A 26,434-nucleotide genomic window follows, 5' to 3' on the forward strand; every position below is an offset into this window, starting at 1 on the left:
CGAATCGAACGCGGAATGGTTCGAACCGGTCCGGAGGGAGCCCTCCGGAAGGAACGGCAAGGGGCACGCGGTGGCGGACGAGGGGCGGCTGGTCGCCGGGCGCTACCGGCTGATCGAACAGATCGGCCGTGGCGGCATGGGCACGGTGTGGCGTGCCGAGGACGAGGTTCTCAGCAGGGAGGTCGCGGTCAAGCGGCTGCATGTCCAGCGGCACCTGACCGACGACGAGCTCGCCACCCTGCACGAACGCACCCGCCGCGAGGCGCGCAGCGCCGCCCGTATCGCCCATCCTCACGTGGTCGTCGTGCACGACGTGGTGGACGACGAGGGGCTGCCCTGCATCGTCATGGAGTACGTGCACTCCACGACCCTCGCCGCCCTGCTCGCGGACGGCGGCGCGGTGCCGCCCACCGAGGCCGCCCGGATCGGCCTCGGCATGGTCGCCGCGCTGCGGGCCGCGCACGCCGCCGGGGTGCTGCACCGTGACGTCAAGCCGGGCAACGTCCTGCTCGGCGCCGACGGCCGCGTCGTCCTCACCGACTTCGGCATCGCCATGGCGACCGGCACCTCGACGCTGACCAAGACCGGCGAGATCATCGGCTCGATCGACTACATCGCGCCCGAACGGATGCGGGGCAAGAAGCCCGGACCCGCCGCGGACCTGTGGGCGCTCGGGGCGACCCTCTACCAGTCCGTCGAGGGGCGGCCCCCGTTCCGCAAGGCCACGGCCGTGGAGACGGCGTACGCCATCGCCGTCGACCCGGTCGACCCCATGAAGCAGGCCGGGCCGCTGGAACCCCTCATCGACGCGCTGCTCGCGAAGGAACCGCAGGAGCGCCCGTCGGCGGAGGAGGTGGAGCGGGTTCTGAGGGAAGTGGTGTCGGGGGTACCGACGCAGCTGACGCCCACGCGCCAGGTACCGGCACCGATACCAGCACCGATACCGGCGCCGGCGCAGTCTCCGGAGACCGCGACGACGGTGGCACCGGCACGGGAAGACGCACCGCCCCGGTCTCGCGCGCGCCGGGTGGCCCTCTGGAGCGCGCTGGCCGTGGTGGTGGCGGCCGTGACGGTGGCGGGAGGGTGGTCCATGACCCGGGACGGCAAGAGCGGCGGCACCCACCACAAAGCCGCCGCTTCCGCCTCCACGCCCCCGGCCGTTCCCGCGGGCTACCACCTGGTCACGGAGAAGAAGCTGGGCGTCTCCTTCCCGGTCCCGGACGGCTGGAAGCGCGGCAAGGCGAGCTCCGAACAGGTCACCTACGCCGACGAGACCGGTCTCGTCGGCCTCACGATCGGCATGGTCGAGCCGGCGGGCGCGAACCCCGAGTCGCACTTCACGAACATCGAGGCGAACACCAAGCTCAACTACCCCTCCTCGTACCGGAAACTGCGCATGCAGCGCACCACGTTCCAGGAGAAGCCCGCGGCCGTGTGGGAGTTCACCTTCAAGGGCCGGGTCCGGGCGTTCCGCGCCATCGACCTGGGCTTCGGGCAGGAGGGCGGCCGGGAGTACGACATCTACCTCTCGGCTCCGGACCTCAAGTGGGACACCTTCCGCCCGGTCTTCGACACGGTCTCGGCGGGCTTCCGGGTCGGCTGAGCCCGGACGGCGGGATCGGGGCAGCGAGGGTCGGGGCAGCGGTTCAGGACCTGCCGTCCGTCAGTTCGCTGGCGTCGAGCGGCAGGCGCAGGCTCACCCGGCGGCGTACGGAGGCGAGTTCGCGGTGCAGCGGTGAGCGCGGTACGGCCAGCACCGGGCAGGCGGCGTACGCGAGGCAGTAGCGCGCGACGGACGGGAACAGCGCCCGGCGCATCCGGCCGCGTCGCCCGCCGCCGATCACCAGGAGGTCGCCGATCCGGTCGGCGGTCCGCACCAGGGCGCGCCCCGGCCGGTCCCACAGGACCAGCCCCCGGTACGGCACCCCGGGCCCGTCGTCGCCGAAGGCCGTGGCGAGGGCGGTGAGGAGCCGGTCGTCCGCCATCTGCCGGAACTCGGTCATCGGCGGCGCGAGCATCGAACTCGGGTGGGCGAGCGCGCCGCGCGGCGGTTCCCAGGCACCCACGACCAGCAGCACGGCGCCGGTGCGGCGTGCCTCGAACGCGCCCCGGTGCAGCGCCGCCAGACTCCCCGGCGAACCGCTCACCCCCACGACGACCCGCCGCCGCTCTCCCTCGCCCATCGCTCGCTCACCCCTCGGCGTACGTCGACACGGGTATCCGCGTTCCATCGAACGCGGGGGGAGGGCGGCGGGCCAGGGGGTTGGCGGTGACCTGACGTGGTCCCGACCGTTCATGACACTTCGGCACACTCCTCTGTCGTCCGCCCCGGTCGTCGGAGCTCGCGACGACCGGGGCGGGGGCGGTTGAGGTGCCTTGGATCAGCCGGCGCAGAGGGTCAGGTTGATCGTGTCGCCGATGGACACGGTCTTCGGGCTGTGCGGGTCGACCGAGTGGACCGAGCCCGGCTTGCCGTTCTTGCCGCAGTCCACCTTGCTGACCGTGCCGAGCTTGAGCTGGGACTTCATCAGCAACTGCTTGGCGAAGTCCAGGTCGAGGCCGGCGAACTCGCGCTTGATTTTGCTGCCGTTGACCAGAACGGTGGTGGCGTCGTCGCCGGTCGCGGTGGTCGCGGCGGCGGGCCGGGAGGCGTCCGAACCGTTGGAGACGGCGGTGGCCAGGGCGGTGCCGCCGCCGGCCACGATCAGGGCGGCGGCGAGACCCGCGATGGCCGTGACGCGCTTGCGGCGGGTCTTGCGGACGATGCCGACGGTGTCGACGGACGGCGCGTCGGCGGAGTTCGCGAGTGCGTTCATGGCGTTCACCAGTTCCTCTTCGAAGGGTGTGTAACCGGTGCGGCTGGAAGGCCGTGCATCGTGTGAAGTCATCGGTTTCCTTCCGTGGGCCGCTGCGGTGAAGGGCCGGGGAGCGCGGGGAACTGGCTTCTCAGCTTCTCGATCCCACGAGCGAGCTGGGACCGTACGGTACTTGCCGAGATCTTCAGGTCGGCCGCGATCTCCGCATCCGACAGATCGTGGAAGTACCGCAGGACCACGACCGTGCGCATACGCATCGGCAGCTGCTGAAGGGCGCGAACGAGCTGGTCCCTGCTGTCTATCTGCCCGTACTCGTCCCCCGGAGCGGCCCGGTCGCCGCCGCTGTCGGGGTGCGGGGTCGTGCGGCGGAATCTTCGCCAACGGTCGTTCGCCAGGTTCACCATGATCCGGCGCACATAGGCGTCGGGGGCGTCCTTGGCGGCGATCGTGCGCCACTTGCGGCAGGTCCGTTCCAGGGTCTCCTGGAGCAGGTCCTCCGCGGCTTCGCGGTTTCCCGTCAAGACGAGGGCGCCACGGAACAGGGCGGCCGACCGGGCGGCGACGAAGGCGGGAAAGTCCATGTCCAGCGACTCGGTCCCGCCGCGCTCGGCGCCCAGCTTCCACTCGGTTGCCAGATCCACACGCTCCTCCCTTCCTGTCACCCCTCCACGACGGGGCGGCCCCCTCGTCTGCTGCACGGCGGAGATGAGAGCTGGGTCACAGCGGCCGTATCGGATCGGCATGCGGTCGGTATGCGCTCGGTATGTGGTCGGTATGCAGTAGGCATGCACTCGGCATGTACACGGTCCGGCAGACTGACATAGCGGGATTTGCCCTCGTGGCCGGTCGTTAGGGTGAGCGCGCCAAAACGTCCGGGCCGAACCATGCCCACGGTGAAGAGTGAAGAGGTGACGGCGGTGGGGGCGCCGATACGGTCGCACATTTCCGACTACGCCGAGACCGGGCCGGCCGAGCCCTCGGCCGGGGCCGGTTCCTCGGCGTCGGAACCTCGTCCGTCGAACCCGGAGCCGCGTCGTTCGCGCCTGCTCGACTACGCCGAGGCGGAGCCGCCCGTACGGCCGGACGCGGAGGGACGGCAGGCCCCGAAGCCCGGCGTTCCGGCGTACCACACCCCCGTGCTCGTCCCGGCCCATCCGCGCTACGTCGACGTGCTGGACGCCTCCGGCCGCCCCACCCGCGTGCCCTTCATCGCCTACGAACTGTTCGAGCACCCCACGGACGGGACCGTGGCCCTCGCCTTCACCACGCCGGCCCGGCTGGTGGCCGCGCTCGGCGAGGCCCAGCCGTGGGTCGCCACGTCGATCGGGCCGCTGGCCGAGGGTGTGCGCGAGCACGGTGTCACCGTCCGCGTCGACCCGCGCGTCGCGCCCGGACTCCACAACTGGCAGCCGGACGATCTGGCCGCCTACGCAAGGGAGGTGCGCTGATGCCGCCCGACTTCAAGGCGGTCCTGAGTGACCTCACCTCGACGTCCAAGACCTTCCACGACGAGGCCACCCACTACCGGAACCTGCACGACCAGATCGCTCCGCCCGTCGTCAGCGGCGGTGACAGCGGCCTCGACCACGCCATCAAAGAGGTCGCCGACCTCATCGTCGCCCTGCACACCGGCTTCGCCGACCGGCTGGACGACCACGGCGACAAGGTGGCGTACGCCCGCGACTCGTTCCAGCGGCACGACATCGACGTACACGGTCTGTTCGAGGACCTGATGGTGGGGGACGGCTGATGAGCGACAGCTGGGTCGGCGGCGACATCGGTGGACTGCGCACGATGGCCGAGACGTACAAGAACGCCAAGAAGAAGCTCGAGGATGTCGTCCATCCGCTCAGCAGCGCGGTCGAGGAGCTGGTCGGCGACGCGAACTGGAAGGGCGAGGCGGCCGAGACCTTCCGCGCCGCCTGGAGCGAGGACGCCCTCACGGCGGGCGCCTTCGCGGGCCTCGTCCACGACGCGGGCGACATTCTCGACACCCTCGTCGGTGCGCTGTCCGCCTGCGAGACCGCCCTGCAGAACGCCGAGCACATCGCCGTGAAGAAAGGCGTACCCATGGGCGCCCAGGGCGCTCCGCTCCAGTTCGTCACGTCCGATCCGCCGAGCGCCGACGAACAGCAGACGATCTCGGCGTTCGGCGAGTACGACAAGGTGCGCACGGAGATCCTGCATACGGCGCAGCACGCGAGGCTGGTCGCGGCGGACAAGTTGCGGGGGTTGTACGCCCAGGTCACCGCGTCGGTGTCACCGGGCGACAAGATCACCCTTGCCGACTACCTGCGCGGCCTCTACGCCTATGACGCCGAGGACGCCCGGGTCGGCGGCGCCAAGGCCCGCACCGAACTCGACGACGCCAAGGCCGAGGAACAGGCGGCCAAGAAGGAACTCCGCGCCGAGCGCAAGGCCTTCCAGAAGGCAGGCCGCGCACTGCCCAAGGACCTCCCCGCCAAGAGCGCCTACCGCGACGCGATGACGAAGGTCGACTCGCTGGAAGAGGACATCGCCCGTGCCGACCACGGCAGCACCAGCCTCCCCTACGACCGGGCCCTGAACGTCAAGCTGACCGACGCCGCGGCGGCGCTTCGCGCGGGCGAGAGCGTCGACAAGCTGCCCGACTTCCTCAAGGAGGTCCCGGTCCTGGACGTCGCCGCGGCCGGTGCCTGCGGGATTCTCGAAGCCTCCGACGACCACGACAAGGGCTGGTCCTGGCAGCACTCCGTCACGGTCGACGGCGGCGCCAACCTGGCCGGCCTGGCGGCCGGTACGGCCATCACGGCGGGCCTGGTGGCGGCTGCGCCCTTCGAGGCACCCGCGATCGTGGTGGCCGGGGTCGGCGGCGCGGTGGTGGTCGGCGCGACCGGGGTCATCGACCACGCCTTCCACGAGCACTGGAGCGAGGACATCCACGACCACGGCGTCGTCGGCGGGGTGCTGCACGGCACCGGCCATGTCTTCACGGAGACCGGGCACGATTTCGTACGACTGAAGGATGACGTCTGGCATGGCATCAAGAGCATCTTCTGAAGCCCCGGCCTCCGGAACTCCCGCCCGCATCCCGGCGCTGCCGGGGCTCGGTACCACCTGGTATGAGCGTGGTGTGCGCTACTGGCTGCGTCGTGTCTCCGGGGCCGTCCTGTGGTTCGCCGTGCTGGCCTTCGCCTGCTATATCGCGCTCGTGCTCTACCAGTCGTTCCGCGGCGACCTGCCGTCAGGCGTGCGTACGGTGTGGGACTGGGCGCAGGTGGCCGCCTCCTGTGTGGCCTTGGTCTGGGGGTGGGTGGTGCAGCGCAGGGGCCACCGCAGGGACCTCCTGGACCCGCCGACCCCCAGCGAGGCCCGCGGCCGCAAACGTGACCAGACCCGCCGTTCCACGGGGCTGGCCCTTGCCGGCCGCATCCTCTTCCTGATCGCGGCACCCGTCCTGCCGGCCCTTCTCGCGTACGCCGTCGGCTGGGTCCTCGCCGCGTTCACCGTCCGCGAGTACCCCAGCGAGGTCGGTGCCCGGCGCCGGCTGCAAGAGGCCGGCCCTCAGCGCGGCCCGCGGCCGCGCACGTGAGCCGACGTCGGACGGCATCGGCCGCCGCACATGGCCATGGCGGCTCGCTTCCTTTTGGGTCGTCAGTTCCAGGGGGTCACGGTGAGGCGGACCCGCGCGGTCTCTCCGACGATCGGGATCGCGGAGGGAGGCAGTTCGATGTGGCTGACCCAGACGCCGGGGGCGGGGTTCTCGTCGCCGAGGGTGTGGCCGTCGGGCCGGTAGGCGCTGATCGGGCCGGCGATGGCGGAGTTCCAGGTGGCCGAGAGCGCGGGCGCGGAGGCGGTGGGGTCGGCGCGAATGTCGATGACCAGGATGTCGTCGAAGTCGGCGGTCTGCTCCAAATGGTCGTTGAAGCTCAGCAGCCCGTCACGCCGGTGCAGTGACAGGATCCGCAGATGCAGTGCGTACCGCATGGTGCCGGAGTCCGCCGCCCGGAGGCCGCTGCACAGGAAGGTGTTGACCAGCGGGACCGTCGTCCCGTCGTCCGCGCCGGCGCCCGGCAGCTGGATGGGGCACCACTGGGCGCTCAGCCGCTCGTGCGTGACGATCTGGAGGCCGCGCACCGACAGACGGACCTCGGCCTGCCAGATCGTGTCGGCCCGCTCCGCCAGGTGCACGTCGACGAGCTCGGCTTCCGCCTTGCGGTCCCCGCACAGGAAGCGCCGCAGGTTCTGGTAGCCCTCTTCGGAGTTGACGAGTCCGTAGCGTCCGCTGTGGCTGCGGTGCACGTATGCCTGGTACGCGCCGGGAACGTACGCGTTGTCGATCTGCACCAGACCGTCGCTGCGGGGCCCGACCGAGGCGGCCGACAGGCCGTGCGCCACGTCGTAGTCGGTCGGGTCGGTGCCGACCAGGCAGAAGACCCGGTCGTGGGGGAAGGCGAACGGCCCCTCCTGGGGCATCGTGCGGGCGTCCCACTTCGGTGGCGGGCCGTCCGGGTCGGCCTGTGTTTTCGGCGTCAGGTACTCGTACATACGCTCGGGCCCGAAGATCTCCGCGCCGTTGACGCCGGTGACGTCACGCAATTTCTCCAGCATGCCGAAGCCGAGGTCGAACGCGATGCCGCCGTGCGGGGTGCCGTAGGTGAAGAGCTTGCCGACGTAGTCGGCCGGATCGCGGCCGAGATCCGGGAGGATCTTCTGGATCAGGCAGCGGCACACCAGGCCGCCCATGGAGTGGGCGACCAGGTGGACACGTGGTGCTTTCGACTTGCTCTTGATCGTCTCGATCAGTTTCAGCAGGTCCTGCGCGGCCGTCTCCAGCCGGAACGCATGAGGACTGCCGCCCCAGGTGGTCGCGGACGTGTCGTAGAAACGGTGGATCCAGATACTGTCCGGCGGAATCGTGTCGTGGGTGGCGAGATAGAGATCCTGGCCACCCTCGACGAGGATCTGATAGCCCTCGTCCATGTGAAGGCGCAGCAGAGGGCTTTCGAACTCATAGAAACATGGCGCGTCGTCCGGTCCGATGCGGATGTGTGTGGAGCCCTCGTTGAACCCGTAGAAGGGGTCCGTCACCGCCTTGTCGATGCCGGCGGTGCCGCCCGCGTATCCGCGGACGTAGACGATCGGCAGTTTCGGGGCCGGTGTCATACGGTCCTCCAGGAGCCCGGGGATGGACGTAGTAACACGGATGCCGCTTCCACAAGGTGGTACGCAGGCTGCCCCTGGCGTGGTGTTCGGTGACCTCGGGCCACAGCGTCCCGGCGAGGACCGTCCGGCACACAGAGCCGGAAATGGCCGAGCAACCGCAATTCAGGAGAGGAAACCACCTTGATCGCCTCGCTCTCCATGACCCGGCCGAGCGCGCCCCACTATCAGTGTCAGCCGGTGCGACCAGGCCGTGCAACTCCGCGGAACGGCACCTCGTGATTCCGAGCTGCTTTTCGGGCGTGGGAAAGCCGTGTCGCTGCGTTTGCGGACCCATGGACCGAGGACGAGACGCGAAATTGCGGACGATGCGTCACATCGGTGGCAGGTGGAGCAGGCGGGTGATCGTGCGCAGGACGCCGTTGTCGTTGTTGGACGGGGCGAGGTGGCGGGCCCGGTCGATGATGGCGGGGTGGGCGTTTTCCATGGCGAAGGACCACTCGGCGGTGTCGAGCATTTCGAGGTCGTTGAGGTAGTCGCCGAACACCATCGTCTGGGCGGGTGTGATGCCCAGGTCGTCCTGGAGACGGCGTACGGCGGCGCCCTTGTCGGCGGTGACGTTCATGATGTCGACCCAGTGTTCGCCGGAGACGACGACCTGGTGGGTCGAGGTGAAGGGCCGCAGGGCCGGGGCCGTGGTCCGCTCCACCGGTCCGAAGTCGAAGAGGGCGACCTTGAGGATCTCGTCGTCGACGGCGGTCGCGTCGGGGACGGGCTGGAGCCGGGTGTAGTACTGCCGGGCCTCGGCCAGGAACGCTTCGTCGGTCCGTTCGACGTACGCGGACCGCTTGCCGCAGACCACCGCGCCGACGTCCACGCCCTCGGCCCGCAGCCCCCGTGTCGTGGTGACGATGCGCGCGGCGACGGGCGGGTCCAGCGGGTCGGAGCTCAGCTCCACGCCGTCCCGTACGACGTACGTGCCGTTCTCGGCGATGAACACCATGCCCTGCCCCGCGTCGGCGAACTCCTTGGCCAGGGTGGCGTACTGACGGCCGCTCGCCGGGCAGAAGAGCACGTCCCGTCGGCGCAGCTCGGCCAGGAGCGACCACAAGCCGTCGGGTATGCGCTTGGCGTCGTCCAGGAGCGTGCCGTCCATGTCGGTGACGATGAGCCGGATGTCGGCGGCGGCTCCCTCCGCGGGCTGGGGCGCGGTGACGGCCAGGGGGGAGGTGGCGGGGGTGGTCGCGGCGGTGGCGGTCGCGGGGTGAGGAAGGGGCATGATCTTTCCTGTTGCGGGGGTTGCGGGGGTTGCGGGGGCGACGGGCGGCAGTGGGCGTGCGGGGCCGCCGCTTGGTCGCGTGGTCTTCGGGCGGTTCAGTCGGCGTCGCCCAGCGCCCCGGCTTCGACCGGCGGCGGCAGGGGAGCCGGTGTGTTCACGGCGTCCCGTACGGGTTCCGGCAGGGCGGCGCCGGCCGTCGCTTGGCGGATCTCCATTTCCGCCACCCTACCCGGGGGATATGAGCAAGGGTTCTCGCCTTACCAAAAGGCTCATTTCAGGCACGCCCGTGCTCGCTTCGGACTCACCCGGGTTCCAGTCGCCGAAGCGGGAGCGGTCCGCGGAACCGACCTGACCGGTTCCTCACAAGTCACGGCCAGGCTGACGACCATGGCTTTCCTCACCCGTCGCCCGGCCTCCCCCCGACGGCGTCCCCGTACGCCGTCGATCGCCGCCGCGGCTCTGGTCGTCCTGTCCGTCACGCTCGCGGGATGCGGGAGCACCCGCGCCGAATCGGCCGACGGTGCCCGGGAGCCGGCCGGCGCCCCCGGCACGACGCAGGCCAGGCCCGGGCGGCCCGCACCGGACCGTGCGGAGTCCTCCGCGCCGGTCGTACCGGCGCGGCTGCCGGGTGTCGGCGCCGCGACGCTGGCCGGGATACCCGGGAACGCGCGGCAGGTCGTCCTGGTCACCGGCCGGGGCAAGGACTCCCCGGTGTCACAGGTGGTGCTGTACCGGCGTACGGGCGCGGGCTGGGAGCGGGGAGCGACCTGGCCGGCCCACAACGCCCTCAAGGGCTGGACGGACGACCATCACGCCGGTGATCTCCGCTCGCCCATCGGCGTGTTCACCCTCACCGACGCGGGCGGACTCCGGCCCGACCCCGGTACCAAGCTGCCCTACGACCGGTCGGTCGGGTTCACCATCGCCGGCACGGGCTTCGAGGGGGAGTCGCTGGCAGGGTCCTTCGACTACGTCGTCGCGATCAACTACAACCACGTGCCGGGCACTTCACCCCTCGACTGGACCCGCCCGCTCGGCGCGGGCAAGGGCGGCGGCATCTGGCTGCACGTCGACCACGGGGGCCCCACGCACGGCTGTGTGAGCCTGGCCCAGGAGCACATGAGGGAACTGATGCGCACGCTGGATCCCGCCCAGCATCCGGTGATCGTCATGGGCGACGCCAAGTCCCTCGCCCGTTGACGTCCCTCCGGCCCCGCGGCGCTTGTCAGCGCGAGGGCGTCGCCGGACTTCCCTCGGTGGGCAGGGCCGGAAGCCCGGACAGTCCGCCGCCGAGGAGCCCCGTGACCACCCCGACCACCGGCGACAGCAGGCCGGTCACCGTGCCCAGCGCCCCCGTCAGGCCCTTGACCAGCCCCTCGACCGTCGACTGGAGCTGGACGAGGAGATCCGCCACCGGATCGGCGACCGCGACCATGCCCCGGGCCCGATCGGTGACGCCGGGGGCGGCGGAGGCCCGTTCCTTCAGCCGCCGCTCGAGAGACGCGTTCGCCGTCTCCAGGGCGCGCGTGAAACCGGCGGCCTCGGCCGCGTCGAGACGGCCGCCCCGTTCGGCGACGGCGGACAGTACGTCCAGCAGCGGGTGGAACACGGCGTCGTGGTCGGCCCTGTCGACCGGGCCGCGGACCGGCGCGGCGCCGAACAGGAGCGGCGGGAGGAATCCGCGGGATCGGGACATGCCGGATCGGGATGCGAGGGATCGGGATATGAGCGCACGCATACGTGGTCCTTTCGACGGCTGCTTCTGCTTGGGCCCACCGTGAGATCCACGGCCCCCCGCCGCAACCCGCCCCATGACCCCGCCGCGCCCCCCGCTCCCTCCCCGGTACGGCACTGAACAGCGCCTTTCCCCCGATGCGCCGCGACCGCCCCGGCCCGCCGCCGTTCGGCTGTCAGGGGAGTCGACGGAGGCGAGGGGGGCCGGTCACGGTCTTCGCTCCTGGTGTCACCAGCCGGTCAGCAGGAGGTGGTTGAGGAGCAGGGCCAGGGTGGCCTGGGCGGTGAGCCAGGCGCGGGGGCGGGGCAGGAACGCACAGGTCGGCAGGAGCCACATCGCGAACGGCAGCCAGATCCGTTCCGTCTCCGCCTTGCTCATGCCGGAGAGGTCGGCGGCCAGGAGGGCGAGCAGGGCGGCGAGCGCGAGGAGGGCGAGGCGGGGCCCGGGGGAGAGGGCGTGCGGGCGGCGGAGGGCGCGAGGGCCTTCGCGTACGGCCGTCGCGACCGTTCGGCGCAGGCCCGCCACCGTCGCCGGGCCCACGATCAGCGCCGTACAGGCGAGGTTCGCCCAGACCCAGTAGCCGTACGGCCTTACGCCGCCGACCCCTTCGTAGTAGCGGGTGACCAACAGGCGGTACCCCTCCCACCAGTTGAAGCCGAGCAGCGTGAACAGGAGGGGGACGACGGCCAGTCCGGCGAGGACGTACGGGAGGGGGCGGAGTCGGCGGGAGCCGAGCAGCAGGACGGCGGCGGCGATCACGGCGAACAGCGTCAGGCCGTACGAGAGGTACGCGGTGAGGCCGAGGAGGAGCCCGGCGGCGAGGCCCGTCGCCCGGGGCCGGCGTCCCGTGACCGCGAGGGCGAGGAGGGCGACGGCCCAGGCGGCGACCGCGGCGAAGTAGCCGTCCGCGGAGGCGCCCACCCACACGGCGGCCGGGGCGAGGACCAGGAAGGGGGCGGCGCGGCGGGCGAGCTCCTCCGCGGCCAGCGCCCGTACGGTGACCAGGACCGCGGCCGGCGCAGCCGCCCCGGCCACGATGCACCAGACGCCCGCCCAGCCGCCGCCGGCCAGCCCGACCCGGTCGAGGAGCACGAAGGTGACGGTGGCCCCCGGTGGGTGGCCGGCGATGTGCGCGGGCCAGGGGGCGGGGGAGTGACTCACGATGTGGTGGGTGAAGTCCCGCAGGGTGGCGGGGATGTCGTGGAAGCGGTTGACGACCGTGAGGTACTCGTTCGTGGCCGTCAGCCGCCCGGCGATCCCCCGCTGCCACCCGTCGACCAGCGCGAGGGAGAACGTCCAGGCGGCGGCGGTGCCCCAGGACGCCCACAGCAGCGCCCGCCACGGCAGCCGCGTGGCGACGAGCGGCCCGTACGCGATGACCGCGACGGCCACGGCGAGCGCGGCCGGGGTGCCGGGGCCGAGGTGCGGCTCCCACTGGGCGAACAGGGGAGGCCAGCGGACGAAGAGCGTGTGGTGGCGGTGCTCGATCGACGTGCCGACCAGCGCGGCCGCCGTGACGAGCAGGGCGGCGGCCAGGACGGCGGCCAGGTCGAGGAGCGGATCGCGGCGCCGGTCGTGGCGTCGGTCGTGGCGCCGGTCGAGTTCCGGGGGAAGGTCCTGGGAAAGGCCCTGGGGAAGATCGCGGTTCACATCAGCACGCTAGGCCGCGGACCGGCCGCCGGAGCCGCCGCAGGAGTGGATGTCAGAGTTTCGTCATGGTTCGCGGACCCGTTCGGGGGGTGTCGCGGTCCTACGGTCGGGGCATGCCACGGTCTCCCTCCTCCCCCGCGTTCTGGCGCAGCCCACTGCGCGGCCCCTGGTTCACCTCGGTGCTCGGCGTCGTCCTGCTCGGCGGCATCACCGTGCTGTTCGTGACGGGTCTCGTGTCGTACGCCGCCTACAACCCGAACCTGTCACCGGTGAACGACATGACCCCGGACAAGGGGCTGCTCGGCTTCTACCTCTTCTCCTGGCCGACGAACCCGTCCTGGCTGTACCGCCTCACCCAGGGCGTCCACGTCACGCTCGGGATCACGCTGATCCCCGTACTGCTGGCGAAGCTGTGGTCGGTCGTGCCGAAACTGTTCACGCTGCCGCCCGCCCGGTCACTCGCGCACGCGCTGGAGCGCATCTCGCTGCTCCTCCTGGTCGGGGGCGCCCTGTTCGAGTTCACCACCGGCGTGCTGAACGTCCAGCTCGACTACATCTTCCCCGGCTCCTTCTATCCGCTGCACTTCTACGGGGCCTGGGTGTTCTTCGCCGCGTTCGTGGCGCACGCCGTGCTGCGGGTGCCCATGGCGCTGCGCAATCTGCGCCATCTCCGCGACGAGGATCAACGTCCGCGGACTGATGACGAGTTGGTGGCACCGGACCCCGCCCCGCCCACCGTCTCGCGGCGCGGTGCCCTCGGGGTCGTCGGCGGGGGATCGCTGCTGCTGTTCGCCACGACGGCGGGCCGCAGCTTCGACGCGCCGCTGCGGGAGACGGCCGTACTCGTGCCGCACGGCGGTCCCGAACCGGGCGGCGGACCCGGCGGCTTCCAGATCAACAAGACGGCCGAGGCGGTCGGCATCGACATGCGGGAGACGACCGGGGAGACATGGCGGCTGCTCGTCGAGGGGCGCGGACGCACGCTCCGGCTGAGCCGGGACGAGCTGCTGAAACTCCCGCTCCACAGCGCCGCGCTGCCCATCGCCTGCGTGGAGGGCTGGTCGACCTCGGACCAGTGGTGGCGGGGGGTGCGGCTGCGGGACCTCGCGGCGCTCGTGGGATACGAGGAGGGCACGGCGCCCGACGTGCTGGTGGAGTCGTTGCAGCGGCACGGGGCCTTCCGGCACGCGGCCCTGCGCTACAACCAGGTGCGCGACCCGCGCTCCCTGCTGGCCCTGTTCGCCAACGGCGAGGACCTGACCCCCGACCACGGCTATCCCGCGCGGATCATCGTCCCCGCGGCGCCCGGCGTGCTCAACACCAAGTGGGTGGCCCGGATGACGTTCGGAGAACTGTGATGCGACGACGTGTGTTGCGGCGGCCTGTGTTGCGACGACCTGTGTTGCGGCGGCCTGTGTTGCGACGGCCGCTCGGGAAGCCTGCCCTGGGCAGTCCGCTGCAGATCCTGCTGCTGGCCTGTTCGTTCGCGCTCGCCGGGTACGCCGGGGTGCGGCTGCTCGCGGGGGACTGGTTCGGGGTGGCGCTGTGGTTCGTGGGCGCGGCGGTCCTCCACGACCTGGTGCTCGTTCCGTTGTACGCGGGGGCGGACCGGGCCGTGGCGAGAGGGCTCGGCGCGGTCGGCCGCCGGGAGTGGACGGTCTACGTCCGGTTCCCGGCCGCGTTCTCGGCGCTTCTGCTGCTGATGTGGTTTCCGCTGATCAGCGGGCAGATGGCGGAGCACTACCGGTTGGCCAGCGGGCTCTCGGGCGACGGCTTCCTGGCCCGCTGGCTGCTGATCACCGCGGTGCTGTTCGGGGGTTCGGCGGCGCTGCTCGTACTGCGGCTGTTCCGGTCGTCCCGGTCGTCCCGGTCGTCCCGGTCGGCGCGGTCATAGCGGTCGTCCGGGCCGTCGCGTCCGTCGCGGTTGCGCAGGGCGACGAACGAGCGGCCCCCGGCCGACCACTGACCCTCCCGGCACCAGCCCGCGCGTGCCGCGTGCCGGAGCAGCGCCGGGGTGCCGAGGCGGGCCCACGGGAAGGCGGGCCCCGCCGTGCTCCGGGGGTCGGTGACCCGGACGATGTGGACGCTGACCCGTTCGTCGACGTCCACGTCCGCTAGCGTCTCGACGATCAACAAGCCCCCAGGGGTGAGGAGTTGGGCCATCCGGCGGAGCAGGGCGGCCGGGTCGCCGCCGATGCCGACATTGCCGTCGAGGAGGAGCGCGGTGTCCCACCGCCCCTCACCGGGGAGCGGCTCGAAGACGGAGCGCCGCAGGGCCTGCCCGCCGAGCCGCGCGGTGTGCGCGACGGCCGCCTCGCTGACGTCGATGCCGAGCGCGGGCCGCCCCCGGGCGGCGAGTTCGGCGACGAGCCGCCCCGGCCCGCAGCCCACGTCGAGCACGGTCCCCTCGCAGCGCCCCAGCACGGTCAGGTCCACCGCGTCGGCCCGTGCGCACCAGCGCTCCACCTCCAGGGGCAGCAGCCAGCCGTCGGTGCGCCGGAGGAAGAGCGGGCCCCGGCCGGTGACCAGGGCGTCCGAATAGGGGTCGGCGGACCAGGGGCGCGGGCCGGGCACCCCCGGTGGTGTCGTCGTCCCGTGCGCGGTGCTCATCGTCCGGTGGCCGTCCGCAGGCGTCCGAGCTCGGCGGCGAAGCGGCTGCCGGGCGGCGCGAGGGCGGCGACCGCCTCCGCGTCGGCGGCGGTGTCGACGTCCCGGAGGCGGGGCAGGTCGCGCACGCGCAGCCCGGCGGCGACGAGTCGCTCCCGCTGCACCGCACCCGTCGTGGGCGTCGACATCGGCACGCCCCGCAGAAGCTCCGGATCGGGGGCGGCGAGCCCGAGGGCCCAGAAGCCGCCGTCCTCGGCCGGACCGAAGTACGCGTCGCAGCCGGCGAAGTCCACGGTGAGGAGCGCGGGCGTCACCTGCGGGGTGTCCATGCCGATGAGCAGCGCGGGCCCGGCGCACTCCGCGAAGGCGGCGGCCAGCCGTTCGTCGAGGCCGCCCGCGCACTGCGGTACGACGTCGAAGCCGGCCGGCAGCCAGTCGCCGGCCGCTCCGTCGAGCACGAGCACCCGGCGCCGTGCCGGGGTCGCCGCCACCGTGCGCAGGGTGTCCACGAGGGACGCCTCGGCGAGCAGCGCCGCCTCCCGGGGCGTGAACGGCGGGGTGAGGCGGGTCTTGACCCGTCCGGGTCGCGGTTCCTTGGCGATGACGAGGAGCGTCGTCACTGGCTGGTTCCTCCCTGGGAACGGGAATCCGTGGAGGCGCGGGAAGTGGAGGCGAGTGAAGGGGTGGGGGCGGCGTGGGCGTGGTGCGACGGCGCGGGCGGCTCGGCGAGGACGCGGCGCATGTCCCGTACCGCCTGCCAGGTGCCGCGCCAGGTGCCGGTGACCTTGGAGGCACCGGTACGCGGCAGATACGGCACGTCGTGCTCGGTGACGCGCCAGCCGGCGTCGGCGGCGCGCACGACCATCTGGAGCGGGTAGCCGCTGCGGCGGTCGGTGAGGCCGAGGGCGAGCAGCGGTTCGCGGCGGGCGGCACGCAGGGGGCCGAGGTCGTGCAGGCGCAGTCCGGTGCGGCGGCGGAGCATCCGGGCGAGGGCGAGGTTGCCGGCCCGGGCGTGCGCGGGCCAGGCGCCCGGGCCCTGTGGGCGGCGCCGCCCGAGCACGAGGTCGGCCTCGCCGTCCCGCACCTCCTGGACGAAGGGCAGGAGCCGGGCGGGGTCCAGTGAGGCGTCGCAGTCGCAGAAGCACACGATGTCGGCGGTGGCGGCTCGCAGACCGGCGTGGCAGGCGGCGCCGAACCCGCGGCGCGTCTCGCGCACGACGGTCGCGCCGAGGCCGCGGGCCAGTTCCGCCGAGCCGTCCGTGGAGCCGTTGTCCACGACCAGCGCGCGCCACCCGGCGGGGACGCGGGCGAGGACCCAGGGGAGGGCCTCGGCCTCGTTCAGGCAGGGGAGGATCACGTCGACCGGGCAGGGGAGGACCGCGTCGACCGGACGGGGGAGGACCGCGTCGACGGGTGCCGGGTCCGTGTCCGGGGCCTTGTCGGGCTCGGGTTGGGGAGAGGTCGTCACGGCTTTCACCCTACGAACGCGAAAGGGAGATATCGGACTTCAGGTCCTTACGAAACACGGACGTCGCGGCGGGATCGCGGCAGGCGGGTGCGGCCGGTGGGACGCTGGATTCATGCAGCAGCCGTACGAATCCGCAGGTACCGGACCTGCCCCGGGCGGGCCCGGGCAGAGCGCCCGCGTCCTCGTCGTCGACGACGACCCCACCGTCGCCGAGGTGGTCTCCGGCTACCTCGACCGCGCCGGGTACGTCGTGGACCGTGCCGCGGACGGACCCGCCGCGCTCGCGCGGGCCGCCGCGCACTGGCCCGACCTGGTGGTGCTGGACCTGATGCTGCCGGGGATGGACGGCCTGGAGGTGTGCCGCAGGATGCGCGGCCACGGGCCCGTGCCGGTCATCATGCTCACCGCGCGCGGAGACGAGGACGACCGGATCCTCGGCCTGGAGGTGGGCGCCGACGACTACGTCACCAAGCCCTTCAGCCCCCGCGAACTGGTCCTGAGGGTGGAGTCGGTACTGCGCCGCAGTCGCCCCGCCGCGGGCGCGCGCCCCCTCCGGCTGGCCGGTCTCGCCGTCGACCCCGACGCCCGCCGCGCCACCAGGAACGGCGAGGATCTCGCCCTCACCATCCGCGAGTTCGACCTGCTCGCGTTCTTCCTCCGCAATCCCGGCCGGGCGTACAGCCGCGAGGACCTGATGCGCGAGGTGTGGGGCTGGGACTTCGGGGACCTGTCGACGGTCACGGTCCACGTGCGCCGGCTGCGGGGCAAGGTCGAGGAGGATCCGGGCAGACCGCGACTGATCCAGACGGTCTGGGGGGTCGGTTACCGCTTCGAGGAGCCCACGCCCCGCGAGGCCGCGACTCCCCACGAGGAGGCGGTCTGACCATGCATTCCATGACCTCCATGCACTCCGTGACCTCCATGCGGTCCACGCAGGTCACGCAAGCCATGCAGACCGTGCACTCCACGCACGACATGCTGCTCATCGCCCTGTACGCCTTCCTCGGTGCCGCCGCGGCCGGGCTGCTCGGCGCGGGGACGCTGTGGCTGATCCGGCGGCGGTCGCTGACCGTGTCCCTCGCCGTCGTCGCCGCCGTGGCGGTCACCGCGATGCTCGCGGGGACGCTGGCCGTCGCCTGGGCGATGTTCCTGTCCTCGCACGACCTGGGCGTGGTCACGACCGTGGTGGCCATGGCGGCGGTGGTGTCCCTGGCGACGGCGCTGTTGCTGGGCCGTTGGGTGGTGGCCCGCAGCAGGGCGCTCACCCTCGCCGCGCGCTCCTTCGGCGACGGCGGCGACTTCGCGGCCCCCGACGGCGCGGCGACCGCCGAACTCGCCGCGCTGGGAAGGGAGTTGCAGGCGACCAGTGCGAAGCTCGCCGAGTCCCGCGACCGTGAACGCGCGCTGGAGAGCTCCCGCCGTGAACTCGTCGCCTGGATCTCGCACGACCTGCGCACCCCGCTCGCCGGACTGCGGGCGATGTCGGAGGCGCTGGAGGACGGGGTGGCGGCCGACCCGGACCGCTACCTCCGGCAGATCCGCACCGAGGTCGAACGCCTCAACGACATGGTCGGCGACCTCTTCGAACTCTCCCGCATACACGCCGGGACCCTCGCCCTGTCGCCCTCCCGCGTCTCCCTCTACGACCTCGTCGGCGACGCCCTCGCGGGCGCGGACCCGCTGGCCCGCGAGTACGGCGTACGGCTGGTCGGGGACCGTGTCGAGCCGGTGCCGGTCGAGGTGGACGGCAAGGAGATGAGCCGGGTGCTGGGCAATCTCCTCGTCAACGCGATCCGCCGGACCCCGGCCGACGGCACGGTCGCGATCGCCGCCGAGCGCTCGGACACGGGGGTCGTCCTGTCCGTCACCGACGGCTGCGGCGGCATCCCGGAGGAGGACCTCCCGCGCGTCTTCGACACCGGCTGGCGCGGCACCCACGCCCGTACGCCCCCCGCCGGAGCGGGCCTGGGCCTGGCCATCGTCCGGGGCATCGTCGAGGCGCACCAGGGCCAGGCCGCCGTCCACAACGTCCCCGGCGGCTGCCGCTTCGAGGTCACACTGCCCATGGCGGGGGCGTGAAGCGGCAGCCCATGGCGGAGGCGTGAAGCGCGGGCCCCGGCCGCTGCTCCCCTGCTCCCCCGCTCCCCTACTCCCCGCGCAGCCTCGCCGTCGCGAACTCCCGCATCCCCTCCGCGAAGCCGGTCTCGGGCTTCCAGCCCAGCTCGGCGCGCAGCCGTGCGGAGTCGGCCGTGATGTGGCGTACGTCGCCGAGTCGGTACTCCCCGGTCACCACGGGCTCGGGCCCGCCGTGGGCGGTGGCCAGGGCCCGGGCCATCTCGCCGACCGTGTGGGGCTCGCCGCTCCCGGTGTTGTAGACGGTCAGGGCCCCGGCGCGCGAACCCGCCTCCAGGGCCGCCACATTGGCCGCGGCCACATCCCGTACGTGCACGAAGTCCCGTCGCTGCCCACCGTCCTCGAAGACCCGCGGCGCCTCGCCCCGGGCCAGCGCGGACCGGAAGAACGAGGCGACGCCCGCGTACGGGGTGTCGCGCGGCATCCTGGGTCCGTACACGTTGTGGTAGCGCAGTGACACCGCCGAACCGTCCGCCGACCGGGCCCAGGTCGCCGCCAAGTGTTCCTGGGCCAGCTTGGTCGTCGCGTACACGTTCCGGGGGTCGACCGGAGCGTCCTCGCGCACCAGGCCCGGTGTCAGTTCCTCGCCGCACCGCGGGCAGCGGGGCTCGAACCGCCCCGCGTCGAGATCGGCGACGGTCCGGGGCCCGGGGCGTACCGGCCCGTGCCACTCACACCCGTACGCGCCCTCGCCGTACACGACCATCGACCCGGCGAGCACGAGGCGGCGCACCCCCGCGTCGGCCATCGCGGTGAGCAGCACCGCCGTGCCGAGGTCGTTGCGCGACACGTACTCGACCGCGTCGTCGAACCCCTTCCCCAGCCCCACCATCGCCGCCTGATGGCACACGGCGTCCACGCCCGCCAGCGCCGCGCCGACCGCCTCGGCGTCCCGTACGTCCAGGCCGTCGCGCAGGTCGAACACGACCGCCTCGTGCCCTTGCGCGCTCAGCGCCTCGACGACATGGGACCCGATGAACCCGGCACCGCCGGTGACCAGTACTCGCATACGCCGAACGCTAGGACCGCGACGGCGGCGCACGGCAGTACCGCGCCCGTCACGTCACGGGTCCGTAAGACCCGCCGGGAGGCCCGGGGCCCCACGCGGGCCGCGGCCGCGTCTCGTACACCGGCCGGATGACATACGTATGGCACGGAAGTACTAACCGCCGGGCCGCATTCACCTCCGGAGTGCCGCCGAGTGGCGACCGGGCGTTCCTAGCCTGGCGCAAGGAGGCCATGAAGGCCTCTTTTCCCCTCTCCGGGAGTCATTCGTGGCCACGTTCCTCTATCGTCTCGGCCGGTTCGCGTTCCGGCGGCGACGACTTGTCCTCATGCTGTGGATAGCCGTCCTGGCGGCCGTCGGCATCGGTGCCGCCAGTGTGTCGGCCGGCACGTCGGACTCCTTCACCATTCCCGGAACCCAGTCCCAGAAGGCGCTGGACCTGTTGGGTAAGGAGTTCCCGCAGGCCTCGGCCGCCGGAGCCACCGCCCGTGTCGTGTTCGAGGCCCCGGACGGGCGGAAGCTGACGTCCGGCGCCGACAAGGCCGAGGTCGTGTCCCTCGTCGCCGACCTTGAGAAGGCCTCCCAGGTCGCGAGCGTCGCCGACCCGTTCGCCGGCGGCACCGTCAGCAAGGACGGCTCCGTCGCCTACGCCCAGGTCACGTACAAGGTCGCCCAGGCCGACGTCACCGACCGGGCCCGCGCGGACCTGAAGGCCGTGGCCGACCGGGGCGACAAGGCGGGGCTCGCGGTGAGCATGGGGGGCAACGCCGTCCAGGTGAAGTCCGAGCAGAGCGCCGGTGAGCTGATCGGCCTCGCGGTCGCCGCCGTCGCGCTGGTCATCACCTTCGGCTCGTTGCTCGCGGCCGGACTGCCCCTGCTGACCGCGGTCTTCGGCATCGTGGTGGCGGTGTCCGCGATCACCCTCACCAGCGCGTTCGTGGACCTGAGTTCCTCCACCTCGACGCTGGCGCTGATGCTCGGCCTCGCGGTGGCCATCGACTACGCGCTGTTCATCGTCTCCCGCTACCGCGGTGAGATCAGGGAGGGGCACGAGCCGGAGGAGGCCGCCGGGCGCGCGCTCGGCACGGCCGGATCCGCGGTGGTGTTCGCCGGTCTGACCGTGGTCATCGCGCTCGCGGGGCTCAGCATCATCGGCGTCGGCCTGCTCACCGACATCGGTCTCGGCGCCGCGGGCGCCGTCGCGATCGCCGTGCTCATCGCGCTCACCCTGCTGCCCGCCCTGCTGGGCTTCGCCGGTCCCCGGATCATGAAGGGGAAGCTCAAGACCCGCCGGATGCGGGCGATCGAGGAGCGCGGCGAGGGCGAACCCGCAGGCGTGCGCTGGGCGCGGTTCGTCACCCGCAACCCGGTCAGGGTCCTCGCCGTCGCGGTGGCCGCCCTGTTCGCCCTGGCCATTCCCGCCCTGTCGCTGCAACTGGCCATGCCCAGCGACAGTTCGGCCGCCCCCGGCTCCACCCAGCGCATCGCCTACGACACCATCACCAAGGGCTTCGGGCCCGGCTACAACGGGCCGCTGACCGTGGTCGTCGACGCCCGTACGAGCGACGACGCCAAGGGCGCCGCCCAGGACGCGGTCACCCTGCTCGACGCGATGCCCGACGTCGCCTCGGTCAGCCCCGCCACCTTCAACCAGGCCGGTGACGTCGCCCTGATCCGCGCCGTCCCGAAGAGCTCACCCAGCAGCCAGGACACCGTCGACCTGGTCTCCGCCATCCGCGACCGCGGCACCGCCCTGCACGCGGACACCGGCGCCGAACTGATGGTCACCGGCACCACCGCGCTCAACATCGACATCTCCGCCAAGCTCGGCGACGCCCTCGTGCCCTACCTCGCCGTGGTCGTCGGCCTGGCCCTGGTGCTGCTGCTCCTGGTGTTCCGCTCGGTCCTGGTCCCGCTCAAGGCCGCCGCCGGGTTCCTGCTCAGCGTCCTTGCGACCCTCGGCGTCGTGGTCGCCGTCTTCCAGTGGGGCTGGTTCGCGGGCGCCCTCGGCGTCGACCAGACCGCGCCGATCGTGAGCCTGCTGCCGATCTTCCTGGTCGGTGTGGTGTTCGGGCTCGCCATGGACTACCAGGTCTTCCTCGTCACCCGGATGCGGGAGGAGTACGTCCATGGCGCCGAGCCCACCGAGGCGGTGGTCGCGGGCTTCCGCCACGGCGCCCGCGTCGTCACGGCCGCGGCGATCATCATGATCTCCGTGTTCGCCGGGTTCCTGCTCAGCGACACCGCGCTGATCAAGTCGATCGGCCTCGGTCTCGCCGTCGCCGTGCTCCTCGACGCCTTCGTCGTCCGGATGACGATCGTGCCCGCCGTCATGGCGCTGCTCGGCCGCCACGCCTGGTCGCTGCCGCGATGGCTGGACCGCGTCCTGCCCGACGTGGACGTCGAGGGCGAGAAACTGCGCCATCTGCTGGCGAAGGCGCAGGACACCGAGGGCACGCGGGACGCCGAGCCCCTTCCCACCGTCAGGGGGTGACCTGTCGGCCGTACGATCCGCGACAGGACGTACGGCCGCACCCGGCCGTGACCATCGCGCCCCGTCCGCCGGTCCCCACTCCCCCGGGGGGCCGGCGGACGGCTCCCCGTACCGAGAGGGCGTACGACGTGACCGCACCGACCGCGCCCGGGCCGACTTCCCGCCCCGTCACGCCCGAGAAACTGCTGGGCGGGGCGCAGCACCGCTCGGACGTCGCGGTCCTGCAGTGGCTCGCCCGGGTGAGACGGGCCGACCTGGCCCATCCGTGGGTCAAGCGGGTGACGGCGCCGCTTCTGTGCGTGGCGCTGGGCGTCCCGGCCCTGCGGGACGCGGCGGACGGCATCGGCCGCGGAGTCCCCGTGGTGCTGGCGCTGATCGCCGGATACTGCGTTCCCCTGCTGTGGCGGCAGCAGCGGCCCGTCCTGGTCTTCGCCCTCACCTCCGCCGTCGGCGCGGTGGCCCTCGCCATGGACGTCAGTACGGGCTCCGAGGCCGCGCGGATCGTCGCGCTGCTCAACGTGGGCCGCACGGTCGGGCCCGCCCGGTTGGTGGTCTGTATGGCGATCGCCGTCGCACAGACGTCCGTGGGGGTCGTCGCCCGCGCCGCCGGCCAGCCGGACAGTTCGTTCCTGGAGACCGTGGTGTTGGCGATCGTGCAGGCGGCCCTGGTGGCGGCCGTCGCCGCGGCGGGCCTGGTCGGCCGGGTCGTGAACGCGTACGTCGGGGCCCTGCACGAACGCGCCGACCGCCTGGAGGTGGAGCGCGACCAGCGGTCCCGGCTCGCCGCCGCCGCCGAACGCGCCCGCGTCGCCCGGGAGATGCACGACATCCTCGGCCACACCCTCGCCGTCATCGTCGGCCTGGCCGGCGGCGCCGCCGGGCTCGCCGAGAAGTCCCCCAAGCGCGGTGCCGACACCCTGCGGATCATCGCCGACAGCGGACGCGGCGCCCTCGGTGAACTCCGCCGCCTGCTCGCCGTCATCGGTGAGGAAGGCGACGGGAGCGACGAACCGGGCGGCACCCCGCTCGCGCCCCAACCGGGCCTCGCCGACCTCGCCGCCCTCCTGGAACGGGTCCGGGCCGCGGGCCTCACCGTCACCCTGGACACCGAGGGAGACCTGACGGGCCTCGCCCCCGGTATCCAACTCGCCGTCTACCGCATCGTCCAGGAGGCGCTGACCAACACCCTCAAGCACGCCGCGTCCGACACCACCGCGCACGTAGGCGTCACCGCGGACCGCGACCGCGTCCGCGTCACCGTCGACGACACCGGCCCGCCCCGCACCCCGCGCGCCGAGGCCGCCCGGGACGACGCACGCGGTCTGGTCGGCATGCGCGAGCGGGCCGCCCTCTACCAGGGAACCGTCACCGCGGGCCCGAACACCCGCGGCGGCTGGACCGTCCGTGCCCTCCTGATTCCCACCACCGCTCCCACGGAGAACCATCCGGCATGACCACCGTGCTCATCGTCGACGACCAGGCCCTGCAACGCCTCGGCTTCAGCATGCTTTTGGAACAGCACTCCGACCTGACCGTGGTCGGCGAGGCCACCCACGGCGCCGAGGCGGTCCGTTCGACCGCCGAACTGCGCCCTGACGTCGTCCTGATGGACGTCCGGATGCCCGGCATGGACGGCATCGAGGCCACCCGCCGCATCGTGGAGTCCGGCGGCCGCTCCCGCGTCCTCGTTCTGACCACCTTCGACCTCGACGAGTACGCCTACGCCGCGCTGCGCGCCGGGGCCAGCGGCTTCCTCCTCAAGGACGCGCTGCCCGACGAACTCGTCGCCGGAATCCGTGCGGTGGCCGCCGGGGACGCCGTGATCGCCCCGGGCCTGACCCGCAAACTCATCGACGCCTACACCGAGCGGCGCCCGGGGCACACCGTCGAGCAGGAGCGCCGGCTCGACGCCCTCACCGACCGCGAACGCGAGGTCCTCACCGCCATCGCCTCCGGCTGGAGCAACGCCGAGATCGCCGACCGCCTCTCCCTCGCGGAGTCCACCGTCAAGTCCCACGTCAGCCGCGTCCTCGCCAAGATCGGCGTACGGGACCGGGTCCAGGCGGTGATCTTCGCGTACGACGTGGGCCTGGTACGGCCGGCGTAGCGGGACGTCCGGCCTAGAACAGCGGGAGGGCGTCCGTGTACGCGTTCACCGGCTTGGCGACCTTCTTGACGGTACGGGCGTCCAGCGCGGCCGGGGCGGAACTCGTGCCCAGCTTTCCGCCGGGGTGCCACGTTCCGGTGACGGTCACCCAGGTGTCGGCGGGCAGGGCCGGCGCCCCGTGGATCCGCACCTTCACGGACTGGGCGTCCGCCGCGCAGCAGGTGAAGATGATCCTGGTCAGGTACCAGCCGTCGGCCCCCTTGGCGGGCGTGACGAAACCGGTCATCCGGACACTACGGCCCCCGATGTCCCGCTTGTGGTCCTGCTGCACCCGGCTGGTGAACTGGGTGAGCGTCAGCGGGACGGGCGAGGTGGCGGGCAGCGGATCGAAGTACCTCTGCTCCGTGACGGCCTTGGGCGCCTCGCGCGCGGCGGTGTACGCGCCGAGGGCCGGCGGGGCGTAGAAGAGCAGACTCAGCGCGGGGAGGAACAGCAGCCAGGCGATACGGGGCACGGTGGAGTGGTCGTGGCCGTGTGCGTCCACATGCCGTTCCGCGTCCGTGTCTTCGTGATCGTGTCCGTCCTCGCCGGCCGGTTTCTGATGCGACCACGCCTCCGCCACGCCCAGCACGAGCAGCAGCACCCCCGACGCGACCAGCATCGGACGCATGCCCTCCTTGACGAACCTGAGGCTCAGGTCGGTGAAGAGCGAGGCGTGCAGCAGGCCGAGGCCGCTGAGGACGAGCAGGGTCACCTGGAGGGGGCGTTTCACAGCAGGACTCCTCCGATGAGCGCGCTGCACAGGATCGCGACGACCGTCGTGGCCGTGGAGAAACGGACCGCGAAGGCCCGGCCGAAGGTGCCCGCCTGAAGGGCGATCAGTTTCAGGTCGACCATCGGCCCGACGACCATGAACGCCAGCCGGGCGACGGGCGAGAAGCCGGTGAGCGAGGCCGCGACGAACGCGTCGGCCTCGGAGCACACCGCGAGCAGGATGGCGAGCGCGGCCAGGAACAGCACCGAGAGCCAGGGAGAGCCGGAGAACGCGTCGAGCACGGTGCGCGGGACCGCCACGTTGAACGTCGCCGCCGCCATGGCCCCGAGGACCAGGAAGCCGCCCGCGTGCAGGAAGTCGTGCTGGAAGCCGCGCCGGAACTCCCGCAGGCGGCTCTGCTCGGGCTGGTGCCCGGTGTGCCGTACGGCAGGCTTGAGCCATGTGTCGCGGCCCAGGAAGAGCCACAGCCAGCCCATCACGGCGGCGGTGGCGAGCGAGGCGAGCAGCCGGGCCAGGACCATTTCGGGGTGGCCGGGGAAGGCGATGGCGGTGGCGGTCAGTACGACCGGGTTGATGGCGGGCGCCGAGAGCAGGAACGCGAACGCGGCGGCCGGGGTGACACCCCGGCCGATCAGGCTGTTGGCCACCGGCACCGACGCGCATTCGCAGCCGGGCAGGACGACTCCGGCGACTCCGGCGACCGGGACGGCGAGCACGGGCCGCCGGGGCAGCAGCCGGGTGAACACCCGGGCCGGCACGAAGGCGTTGATCGCGCCGGACAGCGCCGTGCCGAGCAGCAGGAACGGCAGCGCCTGCACGGTGACGGCGAGAGCGACGGTCCGCCAGGCCTGCATGGCCGGCTGCTCCATCCACCGGCTGAGGACGTAGAGCGCGGGCCCGGACAGCGCGCACGCTCCGAGCAGAAGGGGCCAGTGGCGGGGCCAGTCGCGCCGGGGACCTCCGGCGCTCGCCCTCGCCGAGGGGACCGCGACGGCCACGTCCGCCCCCGTGGACGGTTCGACCGCCCCCACGGCCCGTTCGTCTGTCTTCTGCACGCCAGCTCCGAGTCTCGGATGATCGCACCGAACATAGCGGGCCCGGACCCCGCCGCTCACCACGACTTCACCACATCTCGGTCATGAGTCGGACCGCTGTGGCGACCGGCGACTGCGGCCGTCGGAACGCCCGCGCGTCCGGAGCCCTCTCAAGGGGTGGTGGGTGG

The 26,434-nt window shown here is 72.5% G+C and carries 25 protein-coding genes; 12 read left to right on the plus strand and 13 right to left on the minus strand.

The features are described from left to right. Nucleotides 1-70 precede the first annotated feature (70 nt). Nucleotides 71-1,603 carry a serine/threonine-protein kinase gene (locus AQJ27_RS42640; protein WP_067381651.1) on the plus strand — a complete coding sequence of 511 codons (1,533 nt, stop codon included), beginning with the start codon at nucleotides 71-73 and terminating at the stop codon, nucleotides 1,601-1,603. Between the two features lie 43 nt (nucleotides 1,604-1,646). Here AQJ27_RS42640 and AQJ27_RS42645 read toward each other — a convergent pair whose 3' ends face one another. From AQJ27_RS42645 to AQJ27_RS42655, 3 genes are all read right to left on the minus strand, one after another. Next, nucleotides 1,647-2,183 carry a universal stress protein gene (locus AQJ27_RS42645; RefSeq protein WP_067381654.1) on the minus strand — a complete coding sequence of 179 codons (537 nt, stop codon included), beginning with the start codon at nucleotides 2,181-2,183 and terminating at the stop codon, nucleotides 1,647-1,649. A gap of 198 nt (nucleotides 2,184-2,381) precedes the next feature. After that, entirely contained in the window at nucleotides 2,382-2,888 is a 507-nt protein-coding gene (locus tag AQJ27_RS42650; RefSeq protein WP_067381658.1) for a hypothetical protein, read from the minus strand. Beyond that, nucleotides 2,885-3,457: a SigE family RNA polymerase sigma factor gene (locus AQJ27_RS42655; protein ID WP_067381661.1), complete on the minus strand. Its 573-nt coding sequence runs from the start codon at nucleotides 3,455-3,457 to the stop codon at nucleotides 2,885-2,887. The genes AQJ27_RS42650 and AQJ27_RS42655 overlap by 4 nt, the downstream gene beginning before the upstream one ends. Before the next feature lie 252 nt (nucleotides 3,458-3,709). Here AQJ27_RS42655 and AQJ27_RS59325 point away from each other — a divergent pair, with 252 nt between their 5' ends. From AQJ27_RS59325 to AQJ27_RS42675, 4 genes are read left to right on the plus strand one after another with little or no spacing between them, the layout of a single operon-like run. After that, a complete protein-coding gene (locus AQJ27_RS59325) occupies nucleotides 3,710-4,264 on the plus strand; it encodes an SAV_915 family protein (protein ID WP_235613817.1) in 555 nt (184 codons plus the stop codon). Continuing rightward, nucleotides 4,264-4,566: a DUF6317 family protein gene (locus AQJ27_RS42665; RefSeq protein WP_067381664.1), complete on the plus strand. Its 303-nt coding sequence runs from the start codon at nucleotides 4,264-4,266 to the stop codon at nucleotides 4,564-4,566. Before AQJ27_RS59325 ends, AQJ27_RS42665 begins: the two co-directional genes overlap by 1 nt. After that, the gene (locus tag AQJ27_RS42670) at nucleotides 4,566-5,855 is read left to right on the plus strand and encodes a WXG100 family type VII secretion target (protein WP_067381666.1); all 1,290 of its coding nucleotides are present in this window, start codon (nucleotides 4,566-4,568) and stop codon (nucleotides 5,853-5,855) included. Before AQJ27_RS42665 ends, AQJ27_RS42670 begins: the two co-directional genes overlap by 1 nt. Further along, nucleotides 5,833-6,387, plus strand: a complete 555-nt coding sequence (locus AQJ27_RS42675) for a hypothetical protein (protein ID WP_067381667.1) — start codon at nucleotides 5,833-5,835, stop codon at nucleotides 6,385-6,387. The genes AQJ27_RS42670 and AQJ27_RS42675 overlap by 23 nt, the downstream gene beginning before the upstream one ends. A 62-nt stretch (nucleotides 6,388-6,449) precedes the next feature. Here the strand turns inward: AQJ27_RS42675 and AQJ27_RS42680 are convergent, their stop codons facing one another. Both AQJ27_RS42680 and AQJ27_RS42685 read right to left on the minus strand, forming a co-directional pair. After that, nucleotides 6,450-7,961 (minus strand): esterase/lipase family protein, encoded by a 1,512-nt coding sequence (locus AQJ27_RS42680; RefSeq protein WP_067381669.1) that lies wholly within the window; start codon nucleotides 7,959-7,961, stop codon nucleotides 6,450-6,452. Between the two features lie 370 nt (nucleotides 7,962-8,331). Beyond that, the gene (locus AQJ27_RS42685; protein WP_079065677.1) at nucleotides 8,332-9,237 is read right to left on the minus strand and encodes a Cof-type HAD-IIB family hydrolase; all 906 of its coding nucleotides are present in this window, start codon (nucleotides 9,235-9,237) and stop codon (nucleotides 8,332-8,334) included. A 387-nt stretch (nucleotides 9,238-9,624) separates the two neighbouring features. Between AQJ27_RS42685 and AQJ27_RS42690 the strand changes: the two genes are divergently transcribed. Next, nucleotides 9,625-10,437 (plus strand): L,D-transpeptidase family protein, encoded by an 813-nt coding sequence (locus tag AQJ27_RS42690; RefSeq protein WP_096240358.1) that lies wholly within the window; start codon nucleotides 9,625-9,627, stop codon nucleotides 10,435-10,437. Nucleotides 10,438-10,462: 25 nt separating this feature from the next. Here AQJ27_RS42690 and AQJ27_RS42695 read toward each other — a convergent pair whose 3' ends face one another. Together AQJ27_RS42695 and AQJ27_RS42700 are read right to left on the minus strand one after the other, a co-directional pair. Then, nucleotides 10,463-10,933 carry a hypothetical protein gene (locus tag AQJ27_RS42695; protein ID WP_067381671.1) on the minus strand — a complete coding sequence of 157 codons (471 nt, stop codon included), beginning with the start codon at nucleotides 10,931-10,933 and terminating at the stop codon, nucleotides 10,463-10,465. Nucleotides 10,934-11,200: 267 nt separating this feature from the next. Beyond that, a complete protein-coding gene (locus AQJ27_RS42700; RefSeq protein WP_425275267.1) occupies nucleotides 11,201-12,622 on the minus strand; it encodes a hypothetical protein in 1,422 nt (473 codons plus the stop codon). Nucleotides 12,623-12,735: 113 nt separating this feature from the next. On the opposite strand from AQJ27_RS42700, the gene AQJ27_RS42705 reads away from it, so the two are divergent. Continuing rightward, nucleotides 12,736-13,980, plus strand: a complete 1,245-nt coding sequence (locus AQJ27_RS42705) for a molybdopterin-dependent oxidoreductase (protein WP_067381673.1) — start codon at nucleotides 12,736-12,738, stop codon at nucleotides 13,978-13,980. Between the two features lie 382 nt (nucleotides 13,981-14,362). Here the strand turns inward: AQJ27_RS42705 and AQJ27_RS42710 are convergent, their stop codons facing one another. Genes AQJ27_RS42710 through AQJ27_RS42720 form a run of 3 tightly spaced genes read right to left on the minus strand, consistent with a single transcriptional unit; the run spans nucleotide 14,363 to nucleotide 16,586 of the window. Next, nucleotides 14,363-15,232: a class I SAM-dependent methyltransferase gene (locus AQJ27_RS42710; protein WP_067381676.1), complete on the minus strand. Its 870-nt coding sequence runs from the start codon at nucleotides 15,230-15,232 to the stop codon at nucleotides 14,363-14,365. Next, a complete protein-coding gene (locus tag AQJ27_RS42715) occupies nucleotides 15,229-15,849 on the minus strand; it encodes a TIGR04282 family arsenosugar biosynthesis glycosyltransferase (RefSeq protein WP_067381679.1) in 621 nt (206 codons plus the stop codon). Before AQJ27_RS42715 ends, AQJ27_RS42710 begins: the two co-directional genes overlap by 4 nt. Beyond that, nucleotides 15,846-16,586 (minus strand): glycosyltransferase family 2 protein, encoded by a 741-nt coding sequence (locus AQJ27_RS42720; RefSeq protein WP_235613820.1) that lies wholly within the window; start codon nucleotides 16,584-16,586, stop codon nucleotides 15,846-15,848. Before AQJ27_RS42720 ends, AQJ27_RS42715 begins: the two co-directional genes overlap by 4 nt. Nucleotides 16,587-16,809: 223 nt before the next feature. On the opposite strand from AQJ27_RS42720, the gene AQJ27_RS42725 reads away from it, so the two are divergent. Both AQJ27_RS42725 and AQJ27_RS42730 read left to right on the plus strand, forming a co-directional pair. Further along, nucleotides 16,810-17,580: a response regulator transcription factor gene (locus AQJ27_RS42725; RefSeq protein WP_067381681.1), complete on the plus strand. Its 771-nt coding sequence runs from the start codon at nucleotides 16,810-16,812 to the stop codon at nucleotides 17,578-17,580. Between the two features lie 65 nt (nucleotides 17,581-17,645). Then, nucleotides 17,646-18,776: a sensor histidine kinase gene (locus AQJ27_RS42730; protein ID WP_067381824.1), complete on the plus strand. Its 1,131-nt coding sequence runs from the start codon at nucleotides 17,646-17,648 to the stop codon at nucleotides 18,774-18,776. A 67-nt stretch (nucleotides 18,777-18,843) separates the two neighbouring features. Here AQJ27_RS42730 and AQJ27_RS42735 read toward each other — a convergent pair whose 3' ends face one another. Next, nucleotides 18,844-19,839 (minus strand): NAD-dependent epimerase/dehydratase family protein, encoded by a 996-nt coding sequence (locus AQJ27_RS42735; RefSeq protein ID WP_067381684.1) that lies wholly within the window; start codon nucleotides 19,837-19,839, stop codon nucleotides 18,844-18,846. A 265-nt stretch (nucleotides 19,840-20,104) separates the two neighbouring features. Here AQJ27_RS42735 and AQJ27_RS42740 point away from each other — a divergent pair, with 265 nt between their 5' ends. The 3 genes from AQJ27_RS42740 to AQJ27_RS42750 all read left to right on the plus strand — a co-directional run bounded on the left by AQJ27_RS42740 (nucleotide 20,105) and on the right by AQJ27_RS42750 (nucleotide 24,437). After that, nucleotides 20,105-22,330: an MMPL family transporter gene (locus AQJ27_RS42740; protein ID WP_067381687.1), complete on the plus strand. Its 2,226-nt coding sequence runs from the start codon at nucleotides 20,105-20,107 to the stop codon at nucleotides 22,328-22,330. Between the two features lie 128 nt (nucleotides 22,331-22,458). Then, a complete protein-coding gene (locus AQJ27_RS42745) occupies nucleotides 22,459-23,784 on the plus strand; it encodes a sensor histidine kinase (protein ID WP_067381690.1) in 1,326 nt (441 codons plus the stop codon). Further along, nucleotides 23,781-24,437 (plus strand): response regulator, encoded by a 657-nt coding sequence (locus AQJ27_RS42750; RefSeq protein ID WP_067381693.1) that lies wholly within the window; start codon nucleotides 23,781-23,783, stop codon nucleotides 24,435-24,437. The genes AQJ27_RS42745 and AQJ27_RS42750 overlap by 4 nt, the downstream gene beginning before the upstream one ends. A gap of 13 nt (nucleotides 24,438-24,450) precedes the next feature. Here AQJ27_RS42750 and AQJ27_RS42755 read toward each other — a convergent pair whose 3' ends face one another. Beyond that, on the minus strand, nucleotides 24,451-25,209 hold the full coding sequence (locus tag AQJ27_RS42755) for a TIGR03943 family putative permease subunit (RefSeq protein ID WP_067381696.1): 759 nt from the start codon (nucleotides 25,207-25,209) through the stop codon (nucleotides 24,451-24,453). Continuing rightward, a complete protein-coding gene (locus AQJ27_RS42760) occupies nucleotides 25,206-26,267 on the minus strand; it encodes a permease (RefSeq protein WP_067381699.1) in 1,062 nt (353 codons plus the stop codon). Before AQJ27_RS42760 ends, AQJ27_RS42755 begins: the two co-directional genes overlap by 4 nt. Nucleotides 26,268-26,434: the final 167 nt, after the last annotated feature.

Origin of the sequence: Streptomyces olivochromogenes, assembly GCF_001514115.1 — a bacterium.
In the GTDB taxonomy this organism is placed as follows: Bacteria; Actinomycetota; Actinomycetes; order Streptomycetales; family Streptomycetaceae; genus Streptomyces; species Streptomyces olivochromogenes.

Bases quoted from the DNA above. Each gene is read 5' to 3' on its own strand.
- AQJ27_RS42645 (WP_067381654.1), bottom strand. From the start codon at position 2,183: ATGGGCGAGGGAGAGCGGCGGCGGGTCGTCGTGGGGGTGAGCGGTTCG.
- AQJ27_RS42650 (WP_067381658.1), bottom strand. From the start codon at position 2,888: ATGACTTCACACGATGCACGGCCTTCCAGCCGCACCGGTTACACACCC.
- AQJ27_RS42665 (WP_067381664.1), top strand. From the start codon at position 4,264: ATGCCGCCCGACTTCAAGGCGGTCCTGAGTGACCTCACCTCGACGTCC.
- AQJ27_RS42670 (WP_067381666.1), top strand. From the start codon at position 4,566: ATGAGCGACAGCTGGGTCGGCGGCGACATCGGTGGACTGCGCACGATG.
- AQJ27_RS42675 (WP_067381667.1), top strand. From the start codon at position 5,833: ATGGCATCAAGAGCATCTTCTGAAGCCCCGGCCTCCGGAACTCCCGCC.
- AQJ27_RS42680 (WP_067381669.1), bottom strand. From the start codon at position 7,961: ATGACACCGGCCCCGAAACTGCCGATCGTCTACGTCCGCGGATACGCG.
- AQJ27_RS42685 (WP_079065677.1), bottom strand. From the start codon at position 9,237: ATGCCCCTTCCTCACCCCGCGACCGCCACCGCCGCGACCACCCCCGCC.
- AQJ27_RS42690 (WP_096240358.1), top strand. From the start codon at position 9,625: ATGGCTTTCCTCACCCGTCGCCCGGCCTCCCCCCGACGGCGTCCCCGT.
- AQJ27_RS42695 (WP_067381671.1), bottom strand. From the start codon at position 10,933: ATGTCCCGATCCCGCGGATTCCTCCCGCCGCTCCTGTTCGGCGCCGCG.
- AQJ27_RS42705 (WP_067381673.1), top strand. From the start codon at position 12,736: ATGCCACGGTCTCCCTCCTCCCCCGCGTTCTGGCGCAGCCCACTGCGC.
- AQJ27_RS42710 (WP_067381676.1), bottom strand. From the start codon at position 15,232: ATGAGCACCGCGCACGGGACGACGACACCACCGGGGGTGCCCGGCCCG.
- AQJ27_RS42725 (WP_067381681.1), top strand. From the start codon at position 16,810: ATGCAGCAGCCGTACGAATCCGCAGGTACCGGACCTGCCCCGGGCGGG.
- AQJ27_RS42730 (WP_067381824.1), top strand. From the start codon at position 17,646: ATGCAGACCGTGCACTCCACGCACGACATGCTGCTCATCGCCCTGTAC.
- AQJ27_RS42735 (WP_067381684.1), bottom strand. From the start codon at position 19,839: ATGCGAGTACTGGTCACCGGCGGTGCCGGGTTCATCGGGTCCCATGTC.
- AQJ27_RS42750 (WP_067381693.1), top strand. From the start codon at position 23,781: ATGACCACCGTGCTCATCGTCGACGACCAGGCCCTGCAACGCCTCGGC.